13 protein-coding genes are annotated in these 16,127 nt (G+C 72.9%); 5 read left to right on the top strand and 8 right to left on the bottom strand.

The features are described 5' to 3' along the window. From IE142_RS11210 to IE142_RS11240, 7 genes are all read right to left on the bottom strand, one after another. Positions 1-924 (bottom strand): S66 peptidase family protein, encoded by a 924-nt coding sequence (locus IE142_RS11210; protein ID WP_191885598.1) that lies wholly within the window; start codon positions 922-924, stop codon positions 1-3. Then, positions 921-2,876: a S9 family peptidase gene (locus IE142_RS11215; protein ID WP_229830352.1), complete on the bottom strand. Its 1,956-nt coding sequence runs from the start codon at positions 2,874-2,876 to the stop codon at positions 921-923. The genes IE142_RS11210 and IE142_RS11215 overlap by 4 nt, the downstream gene beginning before the upstream one ends. 69 nt (positions 2,877-2,945) lie before the next feature. Then, positions 2,946-4,271: a M20/M25/M40 family metallo-hydrolase gene (locus tag IE142_RS11220; RefSeq protein WP_191885600.1), complete on the bottom strand. Its 1,326-nt coding sequence runs from the start codon at positions 4,269-4,271 to the stop codon at positions 2,946-2,948. After that, positions 4,264-5,097, bottom strand: coding sequence for a M55 family metallopeptidase (locus tag IE142_RS11225; RefSeq protein ID WP_043377914.1), 834 nt, complete (start codon positions 5,095-5,097; stop codon positions 4,264-4,266). Before IE142_RS11225 ends, IE142_RS11220 begins: the two co-directional genes overlap by 8 nt. A 98-nt stretch (positions 5,098-5,195) precedes the next feature. Continuing rightward, positions 5,196-5,921, bottom strand: a complete 726-nt coding sequence (locus tag IE142_RS11230; protein WP_191885601.1) for a class I SAM-dependent methyltransferase — start codon at positions 5,919-5,921, stop codon at positions 5,196-5,198. Between the two features lie 390 nt (positions 5,922-6,311). After that, a complete protein-coding gene (locus tag IE142_RS11235; protein WP_191885602.1) occupies positions 6,312-8,720 on the bottom strand; it encodes an MFS transporter in 2,409 nt (802 codons plus the stop codon). A 178-nt stretch (positions 8,721-8,898) separates the two neighbouring features. Beyond that, positions 8,899-9,342, bottom strand: coding sequence for an SRPBCC family protein (locus IE142_RS11240; RefSeq protein WP_191885603.1), 444 nt, complete (start codon positions 9,340-9,342; stop codon positions 8,899-8,901). A 186-nt stretch (positions 9,343-9,528) separates the two neighbouring features. Here IE142_RS11240 and IE142_RS11245 point away from each other — a divergent pair, with 186 nt between their 5' ends. The 4 genes from IE142_RS11245 to IE142_RS11260 all read left to right on the top strand — a co-directional run bounded on the left by IE142_RS11245 (position 9,529) and on the right by IE142_RS11260 (position 13,220). Beyond that, positions 9,529-10,572: an Rv2578c family radical SAM protein gene (locus IE142_RS11245; RefSeq protein WP_191885604.1), complete on the top strand. Its 1,044-nt coding sequence runs from the start codon at positions 9,529-9,531 to the stop codon at positions 10,570-10,572. A 109-nt stretch (positions 10,573-10,681) separates the two neighbouring features. Then, positions 10,682-12,259, top strand: coding sequence for an alpha/beta hydrolase (locus IE142_RS11250; RefSeq protein ID WP_191885605.1), 1,578 nt, complete (start codon positions 10,682-10,684; stop codon positions 12,257-12,259). A 38-nt stretch (positions 12,260-12,297) separates the two neighbouring features. Next, positions 12,298-12,696, top strand: a complete 399-nt coding sequence (locus tag IE142_RS11255) for a RidA family protein (protein WP_191885606.1) — start codon at positions 12,298-12,300, stop codon at positions 12,694-12,696. Between the two features lie 20 nt (positions 12,697-12,716). Further along, positions 12,717-13,220 carry a GNAT family N-acetyltransferase gene (locus tag IE142_RS11260; RefSeq protein WP_191885859.1) on the top strand — a complete coding sequence of 168 codons (504 nt, stop codon included), beginning with the start codon at positions 12,717-12,719 and terminating at the stop codon, positions 13,218-13,220. A gap of 75 nt (positions 13,221-13,295) precedes the next feature. Here the strand turns inward: IE142_RS11260 and IE142_RS11265 are convergent, their stop codons facing one another. After that, positions 13,296-13,889, bottom strand: a complete 594-nt coding sequence (locus IE142_RS11265; protein ID WP_191885607.1) for an adenylosuccinate lyase — start codon at positions 13,887-13,889, stop codon at positions 13,296-13,298. A 384-nt stretch (positions 13,890-14,273) separates the two neighbouring features. Between IE142_RS11265 and IE142_RS11270 the strand changes: the two genes are divergently transcribed. Then, complete coding sequence (locus IE142_RS11270; RefSeq protein ID WP_191885608.1) at positions 14,274-16,079, top strand: 3-hydroxyacyl-CoA dehydrogenase family protein; 1,806 nt, start codon at positions 14,274-14,276, stop codon at positions 16,077-16,079. Positions 16,080-16,127: the final 48 nt, after the last annotated feature.

Raw genomic sequence — 16,127 nt, forward strand, 5'->3', positions numbered from 1 at the left:
TCAGCGCAGGGCCGGTTCGTCCAGCGTGAGGGTGCCCGCGTCCGCGTCGAGTTCCGCCGCCACGCCGAACGGGACGGTCAGCGCGCCCTCGCAGTGCCCGAAGCCGAAGTCCTCGGCCACCGGCACGCCGAGGCCGCCGAGCCGGTCGGCCAGCATCGGCCGCAGCCGTTCCGGAGGTTCGCACTCCTGCCAGGACCCGAGCAGCACCCCGGCGACCCCGTCGAGCAGGCCGGCCCGCAGCAACTGGGTGAGGTAGCGGTCCAGGCGGTACGTCTCCTCCCCCACGTCCTCCAGACACAGCAGCCCGCCGTGCGCGGAGGAGCGGGCGTGCGGGGTGCCCAGTTCCGCGGCGAGCAGGGCGAGGCAGCCGCCGAGGGTGACGCCCCGCGCCCGGCCCGGCACCATGGGCGTGCCGCCGGAAGCGATCACGCGGACCGTCTCCGGTGCGAACAGGGTGGCCTTCAGGTGCTCCTGCGCCCGTGCGTTCTTGAGGAAGTCGACCCCGGCGGCCATCGGTCCGTGCAGGGTGACCAGGTCCAGCCGGGTGGCGAACGCCTCGTGCAGCGCCGTGATGTCGCTGAAGCCGACGAAGACCTTCGGCCCGGCCGCGCGCATCGCCTCCCAGTCGAGCAGGTCGGCCATGCGCTGGGCGCCGTACCCGCCGCGGGCGCACAGCACGGCGTCCACGGACGGGTCGCACCAGGCGGCCTGGAGGTCGGCGGCCCGGTCGGCGTCGGTGCCGGCGAGATAGTCGAAGGAGGGGTGCCGGTCCAGGACGTGCGGTGCGACGACCGGGTCGACGTCCCAGCCGCGCAGCACGTCCAGGCCCGCCTCCAGCCGCTCCTCGGGCACGGGCCCGCTGGGCGCGACGACGGCCACCCGGGCGCCGGGGGCGAGCCGGGCCGGCCGGTTCAGGGGTCTCATCGGGTCAGCTCCAGGGCGGGGACGTTCGGCACGTTCAGGCCGAAGACCTGGGAGTACAGGGAGAGTTCCGCCTCCAGGGCGCGCACCATGGTCGCCGCCCGCCGGAATCCGTGTCCCTCGCCCTCGAAGGCGAGGTACGCGTGCGGCACCCCCCGGCCCGCCATGCGGGCGAGGAACCGCTCGCACTGCACGGGCGGGCAGATCACGTCGTCCAGCCCCTGGAGCAGCAGGAACGGTGCGGTGACCCGGTCGGCGTGGGTGACGGGCGACCGCTCGGGGTACCGGTCGGGCACCTCGGCGTGGGGTCCGATCAGGCTCTCCAGGTACTGCGACTCGAAGTCGTGGGTCCCGCCCGTGGCCCAGCCGGTCAGGTCGAGGACCGGATAGATGACGGTGCCGCAGGCGTAGACGTCGGTGGTGGCCAGGGAGGCGGCGGCGGTCCAGCCGCCCGCGCTGCCGCCCCGCACGGCGAGCCGCTTCCGGTCGGCGGCGCCCTCCTCGGCGAGGGCGAGGGCGACGGCGGCGCAGTCCTCGACGTCGACCACGCCCCACTGCTCGCGCAGCCGGTCGCGGTACTCCCGGCCGTACCCGGTGGAGCCACCGTAGTTGACCTCCGCGACGCCGATGCCGCGGGAGGTGAAATAGGCGATCTCCAGGTCAAGGACGAGGGGCGACCGGCTGGTGGGGCCACCGTGCGCCCAGACCACGTACGGCGGTAGCTCGCCCTCCGGGGCACGGCAGCAGGGGTTGTGCGGCGGATGGATGTGGGCGTGGATCTCGCGGCCATCGGGACCGGTGAAGGTGCGGCTGCGCGGTTCGGGGTAGTACGCCGGGTCCACGGCGTCCTCGTGCGGGGCGCCGATCACCCGGGCCCGGCCGGTTCGGGTGTCCAGCTCGACCACCTCGAAGGCGCTGCGCGGACTCGCGCCGACGGCCACTACGCGCTCGCCGTGGACGGCGAGGGTCGCGGCGAACTCGGTCCAGGGGCCCACCGCGTCCACGACTTCACCGGTCTCGGGGTCGAGTATGCCGAGGGCGGTGGCGCCGCGGCCGTGCACGACGGCGATCAGGCCGCTGTCCAGCGGGGCGAACCAGCGCTGCCCGAGCTTCCACAGCGGTCCGCCGAATTCCTCCTCCCGCGCGCACAGCGCCCGTCCGTCGCGGTAGAGGTTCCACCAGCCGGTGCGGTCGGAGGCGTACAGCAGGGCGCCGTCGGGCGCCCAGTCGACCTGGGCGATCGACTCCTCGGGCCCGCCGGCGACGGATCGGGCGTCCAGAAAGGTGCCGTCGGGGCCGACCTCCGCCACGAGCAGCTCGGTGCCGTCCCAGGGCATGCGCGGGTGGTCCCAGGCGAGCCAGGCCGCGCGCCGCCCGTCGGGCGAGAGGCGGGGCCCGGTGACGAACCGGTGGCGTTCGCCGGTGAGTTCGCGCACCGCGGCCCGGTCGTCGGCCGCCGAGCCGTCCAGCGGCACCGCGACGGGTACCCGGCGCACGTCGGTGGGCCCGTCGCCGGTGAACTCCTCCAGGACGCACCACACCTCACCGTACTCGGGACGGGGCTCCGGCTCGGCCCAGCGCAGTCCGCCGCCCACCGGGGAGACGGGCGTCAGCGGACGCGGTTCGCCGCCGCCCGGCCGGTAGGAGTACAGCCGCTGGTCGGCGAAGTTCACGAAGACGACCAGCGGCCCGGCGCCGGTCATGTGCGCGGCCCAGGGCCGGCCGCCGTACTCGAGGACGCGGCTGCGCACGTTCCACGGCGCGGGCAGCACCGGTTCCTCGGTGCCGTCGGGGTACCGCCGCACCAGCGTGCGCCGGCCGCCCTCGGCGGGCCGGGGCGCGGTCCACCACACCTCGTCGCCGACGAGGCCCACGTCGTCCGGCCGTCCGTCGTGCGCGGCGGCGAGGGCCGCGTCGACGGGCGAGGGCCACGATCCGTACGACAGAGTCTGCACCGACTCCCCCACTTCTCCTCCAGTTACTCGTCGGGCAGTTACTCGTCGGGCGGGCCCGGGGCCTGTCCGCTAGGCGGTGCGCAGGAACCGGTCGAGGACGCGGACGCCGAAGTGCAGCGCCTCGACGGGGACGCGTTCGTCGACGCCGTGGAACAGGGCCTGGTAGTCGAAGCCCTCGGGCAGCTTCAGCGGCGCGAACCCGTACCCGGTGATCCCCAGCCGGGAGAACTGCTTGGCGTCCGTCCCACCGGACATGCAGTACGGCACCACGTGCCCCTCCGGGGCGAACTCCTCGACGGCCGCGCGCATCCTGGCGTAAGTCGGCGAGTCCACCGGCGCCTGCAGGGCGACCTCGCGGTGGGCGAACTCCCAGTCCACGTCCGGGCCGGTGAGCCGGTCGAGGGTGGCGCGGAACTCGTCCTCGCAGCCGTGCAGGAACCGCCCGTCGACGTACGCGACGGCCTCCCCGGGGATGACGTTGACCTTGTAACCGGCTTCCAGCATGGTCGGGTTGCTGCTGTTGCGGACGGTGGACTCGACCAACTTGGCCGCGGGTCCCAGCTTCTCCAGCAGCGCGTCGACGTCGTCCAGGTCGGTCTCGATGCCGTAGACGGCGGCGAGTCCGCTCAGCGCGGCGCGGACGGTCGGGGTGAGGCGCAGCGGCCACTCGTGGTCGCCGATGCGGGTGATCGCCGCGGCGAGGCGGGTGACCGCGTTCTCCCCGTTCACCTTGGACCCGTGGCCGGCCCGCCCGCGCGCGGTGAGCTTGAGCCAGCCCGTGCCCCGCTCACCGGCGGCGATGGGGTAGAACTGCCGTCCGGCGCCGTCGTGGAAGGTGAACGCCCCCGACTCGCTGACGCCCTCGGTGCAGCCTTCGAACAGGGCGGCGTGCCGGTCGGCGAGGAAGCCGGAGCCGTCCTCGGCGCTGGCCTCCTCGTCCGCCGTGAACGCGATCACGATGTCCCGCCGGGGCAGTACTCCCTGCCGGGCCCAGTCGCGCACGACGGCCAGGATCATCGCGTCCATGTTCTTCATGTCGACGGCGCCGCGACCCCACACGACCCCGTCGCGGATCTCCCCGGAGAACGGGTCCACGCTCCAGTCGGCGGCCTCGGCGGGCACCACGTCCAGGTGCCCGTGCACGAGGAGCGCGCCGGCCGACGGGTCGGTGCCCTCGATGCGGGCGACGACGTTGGTCCGGCCCTCGGTCCTCTCCAGCAGCGTGGGCTCGGTCCCGGCCTCGGCGAGCCGCGCGGCGGCGTACTCGGCGGCCGGGCGCTCCCGGCAGTCGCCGCCGCCCCGGTTGGTCGTGTCGATCCGGATGAGGTCGGACGTGAACCGCACGACCTCGTCCAGCGCCTGTGCGCCCGTCTGCCCGGACTGCTGCTCAGCCATACTGCTCCTCCACGGCGGCCGAGACGATCGTGGTGACCGCCTTGAAGGCACGGATCGCCTCGAACATGGTGTCGTGGGTGTACGCCACCTTGCGCTCGCCGATACGGGCCACACCCGGCACGACGGTCGAGGCGGCCGCCAGGTGCTCGGCGTCGAACTCCACGGCGACGGTGAAGGGCCCGCCGCTCACCGGTTCGTGCCGCACCGCGAGCGCCGCCGCCTCCTTGGCGGCCGCCCGGATGTCGGCGGCGGTCCTGGCCGGCGTACGGCACACGGCGGCATACCGCGACACATGGTCCTTGACCGCGACCTTCAGCGCCTCGGGCGCGTACCCGAGCGCGTCCTCGCAGGCCACGTCGTCCCCGGTGACCAGCACCACGGGCACCCCGTACTCGGCGACGACGTGCGCGTTGAGCAGACCCTCACTGGCCCGTACGTCGTTCAGCCAGACACCGGTGATCTGGTTGGCGAGGTAGGTGTGCGCGAGGACGCCCTCCATGCCGGCACCCGCGTGGTACCCGATGAAGGCGATGCCGTCCACGTCCCCGTGCTGGACGCCCTCCACCATGGACAGTGCCTTGTGCCGGCCGGTGAGCATCTGCGTCCGCTCGTCGAGCTGCTCCAGGAGCAGGTTGCGCATGGTCCAGTGCGCCTCGTTGACCAGTACCTCGTCGGCCCCGCCGTCGAGGAAGCCCAGCACGGCCGCGTTCACGTCCGAGGTGAACATCGACCGGCACCGCTCCCACTGCGGAGTCCCCGGCAGCACGTCGGCCGGCCAGGTGACACCGGTGGCGCCTTCCATGTCGGCACTGATGAGGATCTTCATGCTGCGCCACGTTACGCGGTGGCGCCGACCCCCAGCCAGGCCTGTGGAAAACTCTCACCGGCCCAGACCAATGCCTGGTGTGGGGCGTTCGGCCGCCGTCACTTCGCCCTGCCCGCCACCACCCACGCCGACGGCAGCTCGATCCGCGTCCCGTCCATCGTGTACTCGGTGGTGACCAGCGGGAGTTCACCGCTCGCCAGGACGGTGAGTCCGGCGGCACGGAGGTGCTCCGGTACCGCGTCGTCGGGGACCACGCCGGGGGTCAGGCCGTGCCGGAGGACCGGGGCGAGCTTGGCCGGTGGGCCGTCGGGCCCCTGGAACAGCCCCATGAGGACGGTCCCGGCGGCTTGGGAGGGCTCCACCAGGAAGGCCCGGCCGCGCGCGCCGAGGAATGCCGCGAGGGCGTCGGCCAGTGGCTGCCGGTCGTCCGGCTCGCACTGGTGCAGGACGCCCCGTACGTAGACGTTGGCGTCGCCCAGCTCGGCGTGCAGTGTCTCCGCCTCCGCCTTGTCCGCGGCGTCCAGTTGCCGGTAGGCCGCCCGGTCGGCGGGGTCGGCGCGGCGGGCGTGGCCGAGGGCGGCGGCGGACAGGTCGGCGCCGACGACGTGCCCGAAGCGCTCGGCGAGGTAGCGGGTCTGGGTGCCGTTGCCGCAGCCGAGGTCGATCATGGGCAGGCCGGGGTCGACGACGTGCGGCTCGAAGTGGGCCAGGTGACGCCCGGCGGTCAGCATCGGCTCCGCGTCCCAGAACACCGCCCCCGGGCCCTCGGGTGCCTCGCTCCAGAAGCTCTCCCAGGCGTTCCGGTACCGACTCGTCACGCTCATGCGCGTCTCCCCAGGTGCGACGACGTACGGCCCGTCGGCGGTGACGGGCTCGTACGGTCTACCGCGCACGGAGCACGGCCACAAGCGCCCCGCCCATTCCTTCACTGGACGTGCGAAGGACTCGGACTCCCGGCGGCACCGGCGACCGGCCGCTCGGGACGGCTCAGCGACGCGGCGGCGTGAGTTCGAACCAGACGGTCTTGCCCGTCCTGTGCGGCTCGCGCCCCATTCGCGGGCGAGGGTGCTGACCACGCTCAGGCCTCGCCCACGGCTCCCATGATCTGTGCCACCGTCACCCACCGTACGGCGGTGGCCGGTGGCGTGTGCGGCAACGGGGGAATCGGTGGCACGCGAACACACCGGCGCGCGTCCGCGCGCCGGTGTCCGGTCTCAGTCCTCGTGCCCGAGCTGGAGGTCGCGTTCGGTACGGCCCCCGCCGGCCACCTGGAGCACGGTGGCGACGGGCGGGTAGCCGGCTGCGATGACGGTGTACTCGCCGGACGACAGGTCGACGAACCGGAAAGTGCCGTCCGGGCCGGTGGTCAGGGTGTCCACCACGTTGCCGGCCGCGTCGAGGAGCGTCACGCGCGCGTCCTCGACGACCCGTCCGGCACTGGCGCGCACGGTGCCGCGCAGCACGGCGCCGCCGGCCAGCTCGACGTCCTGGCGGGTCTCCCGCGCGGCCTGGACGCTGACCGGCAGCGCGGCCGGGCGGAAGGCGGGGGCGCTGGCGGCGAGGGTGTACTCGCCGGCCACCAGCTCGGTGATGACGTAACCGCCTTCCCGGCCGCTGCGGGTGGTGGAGACGACCTCGCCGTGGACGTTGGTGAGGGTGACGATGGCGTCGCGCACGGGGCTGCCGTCGGCGGTGAGCACGCTGCCGGCGAGGCGGCCGGCGCCGCCGAGGACGACGTCGAGTTCCACGGGGCGTTCGCCGACGGTCACGGAGACCGCCTGCGGCTGGTGGCCGCCGGCCGCCGCGATCAGAACGTACGACCCCGGGCCGGGCGTGGCCAGCGCGTACCGTCCGTCGTCGCCGCTGGCTCCCCGGCCGATCTGCTGACCGCCGACGTCGATGAGGGTGAGCGCCGCGCGGGGCACGACGGTGCCGTCGGGGTGCTGCACCGTGCCGCAGACCGGGATGCCGGCGGCGTACGGCGACCGGGCCTGCGGCACGGGGGCGACGGGCTGCACGGTCTGACCGGTTCGCTGCTCGGTGACGGGGGCGTTGTGGGACACCAGGGGTTTCTCCTTGAGGAAGAAGGCGATGAGCAGGCCGAGGGCGAGCACCGGCACCAGGTAGAGGAAGATCCGCGGCATGGCGTCGGCGTAGGCCCCGATGTAGGCGTCGCGCAGCGCCGGGGGCAGGGAGTGGACGAGCTGTGGGGTGATGGCCTCGGCGTCGGGGAGTCCGGCGCCCGCCTCGGCGGGCACGCGGTCGGCCAGGGCGTCGGTGAGACGGTCGGCGAAGAGGGTGCCGAAGACGGCCGCGCCGACGCTGCCGCCGATCTGCCGGAAGTAGTTGTTGGCGCTGGTGGCGGTGCCGAGGTCGGCGGGGCGTACGGAGTTCTGCACGGCGAGGACCAGCACGGGCATCACCATGCCGATGCCGGCGCCGAGGACGGCCATCCAGATGCTGTACTGCAGCCGGGGCGTGTCGGCGTCGAGCCGGGACAGCAGCCACATGCCGACGACGGACAGGGCACTGCCGAGGATCGGGTGGGACCGGTAGTGCCCGGTGCGGCTGATGAGCTGTCCGGAGATGATCGAGGCGCCGACGATGCCGCCCATCATCGGCAGCATCAGCAGCCCGGACTCGGTGGCGGTGGCGCCGTCGACCATCTGGAGGAAGGTCGGCAGGTAGCTGGCGGCGCCGAACAGGGCGATGCCGATGACGAGGCCCACCAGACCGGTGACGTTGAAGACGGAGTCACGGAACAGGCGCAGCGGGATCAGGGGTTCGGGCGCGAAGTGTTCGGCGATCAGGAAGAGGACGGTGGCGGCGACCGCTCCGGCGGTGAGACCGAGGACGACCTTCGAGCCCCACTCGTACTCGGTACCGCCCCAACTGGTCAGCAGCACCAGGCAGGTGGACGCGGCGGCGAGCAGCAGCGCGCCGAGGACGTCGAGGCGGGGCTTGGCCGTCGGCCTGGGCAGCTGCAGGACCACGGCCACGACGGCCATGGTGACCAGCCCGAAGGGGACGTTGATGTAGAAGCACCAGCGCCAGGAGAGGTGGTCGGTGAAGTAGCCGCCCAACAGGGGGCCGGCGACCGAGGCCAGTCCGAAGGCGGCGCCGATCAGGCCCATGAACCGGCCGCGCTCGCGGGGCGGCACGATGTCCGCGATGATCGCCTGTACGCCGATCATCAGGCCGCCCGCGCCGACGCCCTGCACCGCACGGAAGGCGATCAACTGGTCCATGGTCTGGGCCCGGCCGGCGAGCGCCGAGCCGACGATGAACACCAGGATCGCGAACTGGAAGACGCCCTTGCGGCCGAAGAGGTCGCCGAGCTTGCCGTAGATCGGCAGGCCGACGGTGGAGGTGAGCAGGTAGGCGGTGATCGCCCAGGACATCTTGTCCAGGCCGTGCAGCTCGCCGACGATCTTCGGCAGCGCGGTTGCGACGATCATCTGCTCGAGGGCGGCGAGCAGCAGCGCCAGCATCAGTCCGACGAAGACCAGCCGCACCCGGCGCGGGCTCAGCCCGGCGCCGGGCTCCGGGTCGGGTGCGGGGGGCTCGGGAGGCGTCGGCGGTGCGGTGACCGGTTCGTCCTGCACCAGAGTGATCCCGCCCATGTTCCGCTCCCCTCGTCACACCTGCTCACAAATGCCGCCTGATGCGGCAACTGCGAACAAGTGCGACGAGTTACGGAAGTGCGGTGGTTTCGGGCGGAGATCACTCGAACCGGTGAGGCGGCCAACGACCGTCCAGGGTTTGCCCTTTGGCCGTTTTCGGTCGAGCCCTCCGGGTCGGCTACTTCTCGATCTCGGCCGCGAGCTTGGCGAGCATGGCGTCGTAGATACGGGCGAGCCCCTTGGGCGCGAAGGTCTTCTCGAAGAAGCCACCGATGCCGCCGGCGCCCTGCCAGGTGGTGAGGACGACCACCCGGGACTTGCCCTCACCCGCAGGCGTGACCCGCCAGGTGGTGACCATGGAGGAGTTGCGGTCCTTCTCCACGAGCTCGCCGTCGGACGGCTCGGTGACATCCAGCAGGCAGTCGCGGACGCGCTTGCTGGTGGCCTGGAGCTTCCAGTGCACGAGGGTGCCCTCGCCGTCGCCGCCCTCGCGGACCTCGTACTCGCTGAACTGCTCGGGCAGCAGCTTCGCGCGGGTGCCGCTGTAGTCGGCGAGGGTGTCGAACACCGTCTCCGCGTCCGCCGCGACGATCCGCTCCGTCTCCGCCTCGACCTGCGCCATCAAGTCCCTCCTGGGCCTGGTTATCGGGGTCGGGGCAAGCCAACCACCCCGCCGCTCCGCCACCAAATCGGGGGCGGGACGAAGCGGCCCCGTGCGACGGGCACCGGGGCCGCGGCGCGACCGGTCCACACGATCAAGGGAACGTTTGTTCTATTGTGGCGTTCGCAGCACTACCAAGGAGGCGCCATGCGCTGGGAGAACCTCACGGACTCCGACCACGCCCGGGCCGCCGACCCCGCACTGTTCGGCGCGGACGCGGTCACCACCCGCACCTTCGACACGCCCGAGTTCCGGGGCATCACCTTCCACGAGGTGCGGGCCCGCTCGATCCTCAACCGGGTGCCGGGCGCCTCCCGCATGCCGTTCGAGTGGACGGTGAACCCCTATCGGGGCTGCACGCACGCGTGCGTGTACTGCTTCGCCCGCAAGACGCACAGCTACCTGGACCTCGACACCGGCCTCGACTTCGACTCCCAGATCGTCGTCAAGGTGAACGCGCCGGAGCTGCTGCGGCGCCAGCTGGCCTCGCGACGCTGGCAGGGGGAGCACGTCGCGATGGGCACCAACGTCGACTGCTACCAGCGTGCGGAGGGCCGCTACCGGTTGATGCCGGGGATCATCGAGGCGCTCACCGAGCGGGCGAACCCCTTCTCCATCCTCACCAAGGGCACGCTGATCCTGCGCGACCTGGAGGCGCTGACGCGCGCCGCGCGGGTGACGGACGTGGGGATCTCGGTCTCGGTCGGCTTCACCGATCCCGAGCTGTGGCGCACAGTCGAGCCGGGCACCCCCGCGCCGGAGCGCCGCCTGGAGGTCGTACGGACCCTCGGGGAGCACGGGATCGGCTGCGGAGTGCTGATGGCGCCGGTCATCCCGTTCCTCGGTGACGAGCCCGCCCAACTGCGCGCGGCGGTACGGGCGATCGCAGCCGCCGGTGCCACCTCGGTGACGCCTCTGGTGCTGCATCTGCGGCCGGGTGCGCGGGAGTGGTTCATGGCCTGGCTCGGCCGGCACCACCCGCATCTGGTGCGCCGCTACGAGCGGCTCTACGCGGAGGGCGCCTACGCCCCGCGGTGGTACCAGCGCCGGATCACGCGCCAGGTGCACGAACTGGCTCAGGAGTACGGCGTCGGACCCACGCGCGCGGGGATGCCGCGGCGGATCGCGGAGCCGCAGGTGGAACCTGCTCCGAGTGAGCCGGTTGAACCAGTGCAACTTTCGCTCATGTGAGGCGGCTTGTCCGAGCCCTGAGAGCATTCGAGGGCACCCACCGGCCCAATTGGGTCAAGTTTGAACAGAACGCGTTCGTCCGGCCACGCTCCCCGGGACGATGAACGCCATGAGACAACGCGCAGCCGCGCTGTGCGGCGCCGTCGTGATCGCCGCCGCGACGGCCGTTCCCGCCGAGGCGAGCGCGCTGCTCCCCGGAGCGGCCCCGGGGGCCGCGGCACTCGACTGGAGGAAGTGCGGCACGTCCGAGTACCCGACGCTCCAGTGCGCGTCCCTCTCGGTGCCGCTGGACCACGCCCGTCCGGAAGGGAGGCGGATCACGCTGGCGCTGTCCCGCGTCCCGCACACCGCCCGGAAGTACCAGGGGCCGTTGCTGGTCAACCCCGGCGGGCCCGGCGGCAGCGGGCTGACGCTCGCCGGCTTCGTGGCGTCCTCGCTGCCCGCGGAGGTGGTCGCCCAGTACGACGTCGTCGGCTTCGACCCGCGCGGCGTGGGCAGGAGCGAGCCCGCCCTGAACTGCCGTCCGGGCCACTTCGCCCCGGTGCGGCCCGACTCCCTGCCGGCCACCCCGGCCGTCGAGAAGGCCAACCTGGCGCGCGCGAAGTCCTTCGCCGAGGCGTGCGGCGAGAAGTACGGGGACGTGTTGCCGCACATCGACACGGTGAGCGCCGCGCGGGACGTGGACGCCATCCGCGCGGCGCTCGGCGCCGGGAAGGTGAACTACCTAGGCTACTCGTACGGCACCTACCTGGGTGCCGTCTACGCCAAGTTGCACCCGGACCGGGTGCGGCGCCTGGTCCTGGACTCCGTCGTCGACCCGACCGACGTCTGGCACGACGCCAACCTCAACCAGGACCTCGTCTTCGACGACCGCCACCGCGCCTTCCTGGCCTGGGTCGCGGCGCACGACGCGACGTACGGGCTGGGCACCGACCCGGAGCGGGTGGAGGCGGCCTGGTACGACATGCGGACGGCGCTGGCGAAGGAGCCGGCGGGCGGGAAAGTGGGTGCCTCCGAACTCGAGGACACCTTCATCCCCGGCGGCTACTACAACGGCTACTGGCCGTATCTGGCGGAGGCGTTCGCCGCGTACGCGAACGACGCGGACACCGGCCCGCTGGTCGAGGCGTACGAGGACTTCGCTGCCGTGGACGCCGTCGGGGAGAACGGCTACAGCGTCTACACCTCGGTGCTGTGCCGCGACGCCGGCTGGCCGCGCGACTGGGACGAGTGGCGCGACGCCAACTGGTCGGTGCACGGGAAGGCGCCCTTCATGGCGTGGAACAACGCCTGGTACAACGCGCCGTGCGCGTTCTGGCCCACGGGGTCGCGACGGCCGGTGGACGTCACCAACGACGAGGTGCCGCCGGCCCTGCTGTTCCAGGCGACCGACGACGCCGCCACCCCGTACGAGGGCGGCGTCACGGTGCACCGCCTGCTGCGCGGTTCGAGCCTGGTCGTCGAGGAGGGTGGCGGGAACCACGGCATCACGCTGAGCGGGAACACGTGCCTGGACCGGCATCTGGCCGCCTACTTGGCCGACGGCACCGTGCCCAGCGGTGCCGGGACCGGCGCGGTGGACGCGGTCTGCGGAGCGCTGCCCGACCCGAAGCCGCTGGAGTGGAAGGCGGCGTCGACATCCTCGCGGGGATCGACGCTGCACGGGCTGCTCGGATTCCGGAGTTAGGACCGGGTGTTGTCAGTGCCATGGCTCACCATGGACGCATGAGTGAGCTGACCAGGATCCCCGCCCCCGACGGCGTCGCGCCCGCCGCCCAGTACACCCATGTCGTCCTCGGCACCGGGCGGTTCGTGGCCGTCTCCGGCCAGCTCGCGTTGGACGAGGACGGCAAGCCGGTCGGCCAGGGCGACGCGGAGGTCCAGGCCCGCCAGGTCTTCGCCAATCTGCGCCGGTGCCTGGCTGCGGCCGGTGCGACCTTCGACGACGTGGTGAAACTGACCTTCTTCGTCACGGACATGGCGCACATGTCCGCGATCCGAGCGGCACGCGCCGAGCACATACCCGACGACCGCCTGCCCGCCGCCTCGGCCGTGCAGGTCGCCGCGCTGGTCCGGCCGGAGTTCCTGATGGAGATCGAGGCGTTCGCGGTCGTGTCCCCGTGAGCGGGCCGCTGGTGCGGCCGATGACGGCCGACGACTGCGAGCACGTGTCCGACATCCGCGTCCGGGGCTGGCGGACCGCCTACCGCGGTCTGATGCCGCAGTCCTACCTCGACGGCCTCGACATCGCCGAGGACGCCGAGCGGCGCCACGCGCTATTCGCCCGGACCCCGGCCGGCATGGTGAACCTCGTCGCCGAGGACGACGACGGCAAGGTCGTCGGCTGGGCCTGCCACGGTCCGTACCGGGACGGTGAATCGCTCACCGAGGACGCGGAGTTGTACGCGCTCTACGTCGACAGGGCACGCTTCGGCACCGGCATCGGGCGGGCGCTGCTCCAGGAGTCGGTGCGCGCGTGTGCGGAGGCCGGGCAGGGGCGCATGCTCCTGTGGGTGGTCGAGGGCAACGCCCGCGCCCGGCGCTTCTACGAGCGGGCGGGTTTCCGCGCGGACGGCGCCGAGGAGCCCTTCGATGTGGCGGGGGCCGTGGTGCCCGAGGTGCGGTACGCCAGGGACCTGACCGGCTGACGGCTCAGGGCCGCCGGGGGCCGGCCCACGGACATCCACCGCCGGTCCGGCCCATGGACATCCGCCGGACGACGGTCACCGCTGCCCGGGAATCCGCGCCAGCGCCCGCACCGCGGCCTGGGCCAGCGCCGGGTGGGCCAGGGCGTCGTTCAGGACGGGTGCGGCCCGGTCGTCGCCGAGCGCGCCGAGTCCCTCGACGCAGGCGAGCGCCACGCGCCGGTACGGGTCGCGCGGGCGCAGCCGCCGCTCCAGCGTGGTGATGAGGGCGGGCACCGCCTCGGGCGCCCGCAGTTCGACCAGCAGCCGTACCGGGTGCAAGGCGTAGGCGATCCGGAGTTCGTTGGTGGCGAGGGCGGCGGCGGCGCGGGCGGTGCGGGGGTCGCCGAGACGGGCGAGGGCGTGGGCGGCGGAGGCGCAGCGCGGCGGGTCGCGGTGGTTCAGGAGCAGCACGAGGGACTCGAAGGCCCGCCGGTCCCCCGCCACGCCCAGCCGGAACGCGGCCAGTTCCCGCGCCCAGAGCGGCTGTCCCGGCTCGGTGAGCACCGCCGCCAGCTCGTCCAGGTCCCCGGTCGCCGTCAGACGGTCGTACGTCTCCGGGGCACCCGGCGCACCCGATGCCGCCACCTCCGCCCGTAAACGCTCCGTGAGCGTTCGCAACTCTTCGTCCATGACACCGAGGTTAGGGGCGTCACAGGGCGTGTGGGACCTGCATCACGAACACCGAGGGCTGGCGCGCTCGTTACCGGCGAGTTAATCTCAGACGAGCGAGTCACCCACTCGCGAGCTCCTCACGACGGTCTGGTGACGCGGCCGGTGTGAGGGCAGAGCAGTCGGTTCGGTACCGGATGTTCAGGTACCGCAGTGCGACTCGGCCTCGGGACAGGGCCGGTCGGCAAACGCCGCCGGGCGGGCGGGTGCACGCCCCCCGTCGCGGCACCGGGCGTGTGCGCGAGACAGCCCGGCAACACCCGCACTCCTTCCACACGCACCCGGTGCGCCCCTCGGCGCATCCGGGCGTGTTCCCGTCGTCACCCTTAATCCTGGAGTCCCGCGATGGCCACTCCCCTGTCCGACACCCCTCTGTCCCCGCTGCGGACCATCGCCGTCGTCGGCCTCGGCACGATGGGCACCGGCATCGCCGAAGTGCTCGCCCGGGCCGGCCGCGATGTCGTCGGCATCGACGTCAGTGAGGCCCAGGCCGCGACGGCCGTCGCCGCGCTGGAGTCCTCCACCGCCCGTGCCGTCGAGCGCGGACGCCTCACCGCGCAGGAACGCGCCGACGCCCTCGCCCGCGTCCGCACCTCGACCGACCTGCGCGCGGCGGCCGACGCCGAGCTGGTGATCGAGGTCGCGCCGGAGTCGTACGAGATCAAGCAGCAGATCTTCCGGGAGCTGGACGGGATCGTGCGCCCCGAGACGATCCTGGCGACCGGCACGAACGCCCTGTCCGTGACGCGGCTGGCAGCCGACTCGGCCCGCCCGGAGCGGGTGCTGGGCCTGCACTTCTTCAACCCGGCTCCGGCGATGAAGCTGGTGGAGGTCGTCTCCTCCGTGCTGACCGCGCCGGGCGCCGTCTCGACCGTCACCAACCTGGCCCTCGATCTCGGCAAGGAGCCCGTCGCGGTCGGTGACCGGCCCGGGTTCGTCGCCGACGGGCTGCTGTTCGGGTACCTGAACCAGGCCGCGGCGATGTACGAGGCGAACTACGCCTCACGCGAGGACATCGACGCCGCGATGCGGCTCGGCTGCGGGCTGCCGATGGGCCCGCTGGCCCTGCTGGACCTGATCGGCGTGGACACCGCGCGCACGGTGCTGGAGGCCATGTACGCCGCCTCCCACGACCGGCTGCACGCTCCCGCACCGATCCTGCGGCAGCTCAGCGAGGCGGGCCTGACGGGCCGCAAGGCCGGGCGCGGCTTCTACACCTACGAGGCGCCGGGCAGCGCGGTCGTGGTGCCGGACGCCCTGACCCCGGGCGCGGGCGGCACGGAGGTTCCCGGCCGTCCCGTGCGCGCCGTTGGCGTCGCCGGGTCGGGCACCATGGCGTCCGGCATCGCCGAGGTGTTCGCCAAGGCCGGGTACGAGGTGGTCCTCGCCGCCCGCAGCGCGGAGAAGGCGCGGACGGCCAAGGCCCGGATCGGGAAGTCGCTGGCCCGCAGCGTCGACAAGGGCCGGCTGACCGCCGAGGCCGCCGCGCGGACACTGGACCTGATCACGCCCACGGGCAGCTACGACGACTTCGCCGACGTGGACCTGGCCGTGGAGGCGGTCGCCGAGGACCTGGAGGTCAAGCGGCAGCTGTTCGCGACCCTGGACAAGGTGTGCAAGCCCGGCGCGGTGCTGGCCACCACCACCTCCTCGCTGCCCGTCGTCGCCTGCGCCCGCGCGACCTCGCGCCCGCAGGACGTGATCGGCATGCACTTCTTCAACCCGGCGCCGGCCATGAAGCTGGTCGAGGTGGTCCGCACGGTGCTCACGGCGGACGACGTGCACGCGACCGTCCGGGAGGTCTGCGCCGAGGTCAGGAAGCACGCCGTGGACTGCGGCGACCGGGCCGGCTTCATCGTGAACGCGCTGCTGTTCCCGTACCTCAACAACGCCGTGAAGATGGTCCAGGAGCACTACGCGACGCTCGACGACATCGACGCGGCGATGAAGCTCGGCGGCGGCTACCCCATGGGTCCCTTCGAACTGCTGGACGTGGTGGGGCTGGACGTCTCGCTCGCCATCGAGAAGGTGCTGCACCGCGAGTTCCGCGATCCGGGGCTGGCCCCGGCGCCGCTGCTGGAACACCTGGTGGCCGCGGGCTGCCTCGGCCGCAAGACGGGCCGCGGCTTCCGCGAGTATGCCCGCCGCTGAGGGAGTGGGCGACTGGTTCCGGACCGAGGAGGACTGGGGCGGACTGCT

Source organism: Streptomyces mutabilis, assembly GCF_014649815.1.
Taxonomy (GTDB): Bacteria; Actinomycetota; Actinomycetes; order Streptomycetales; family Streptomycetaceae; genus Streptomyces; species Streptomyces mutabilis.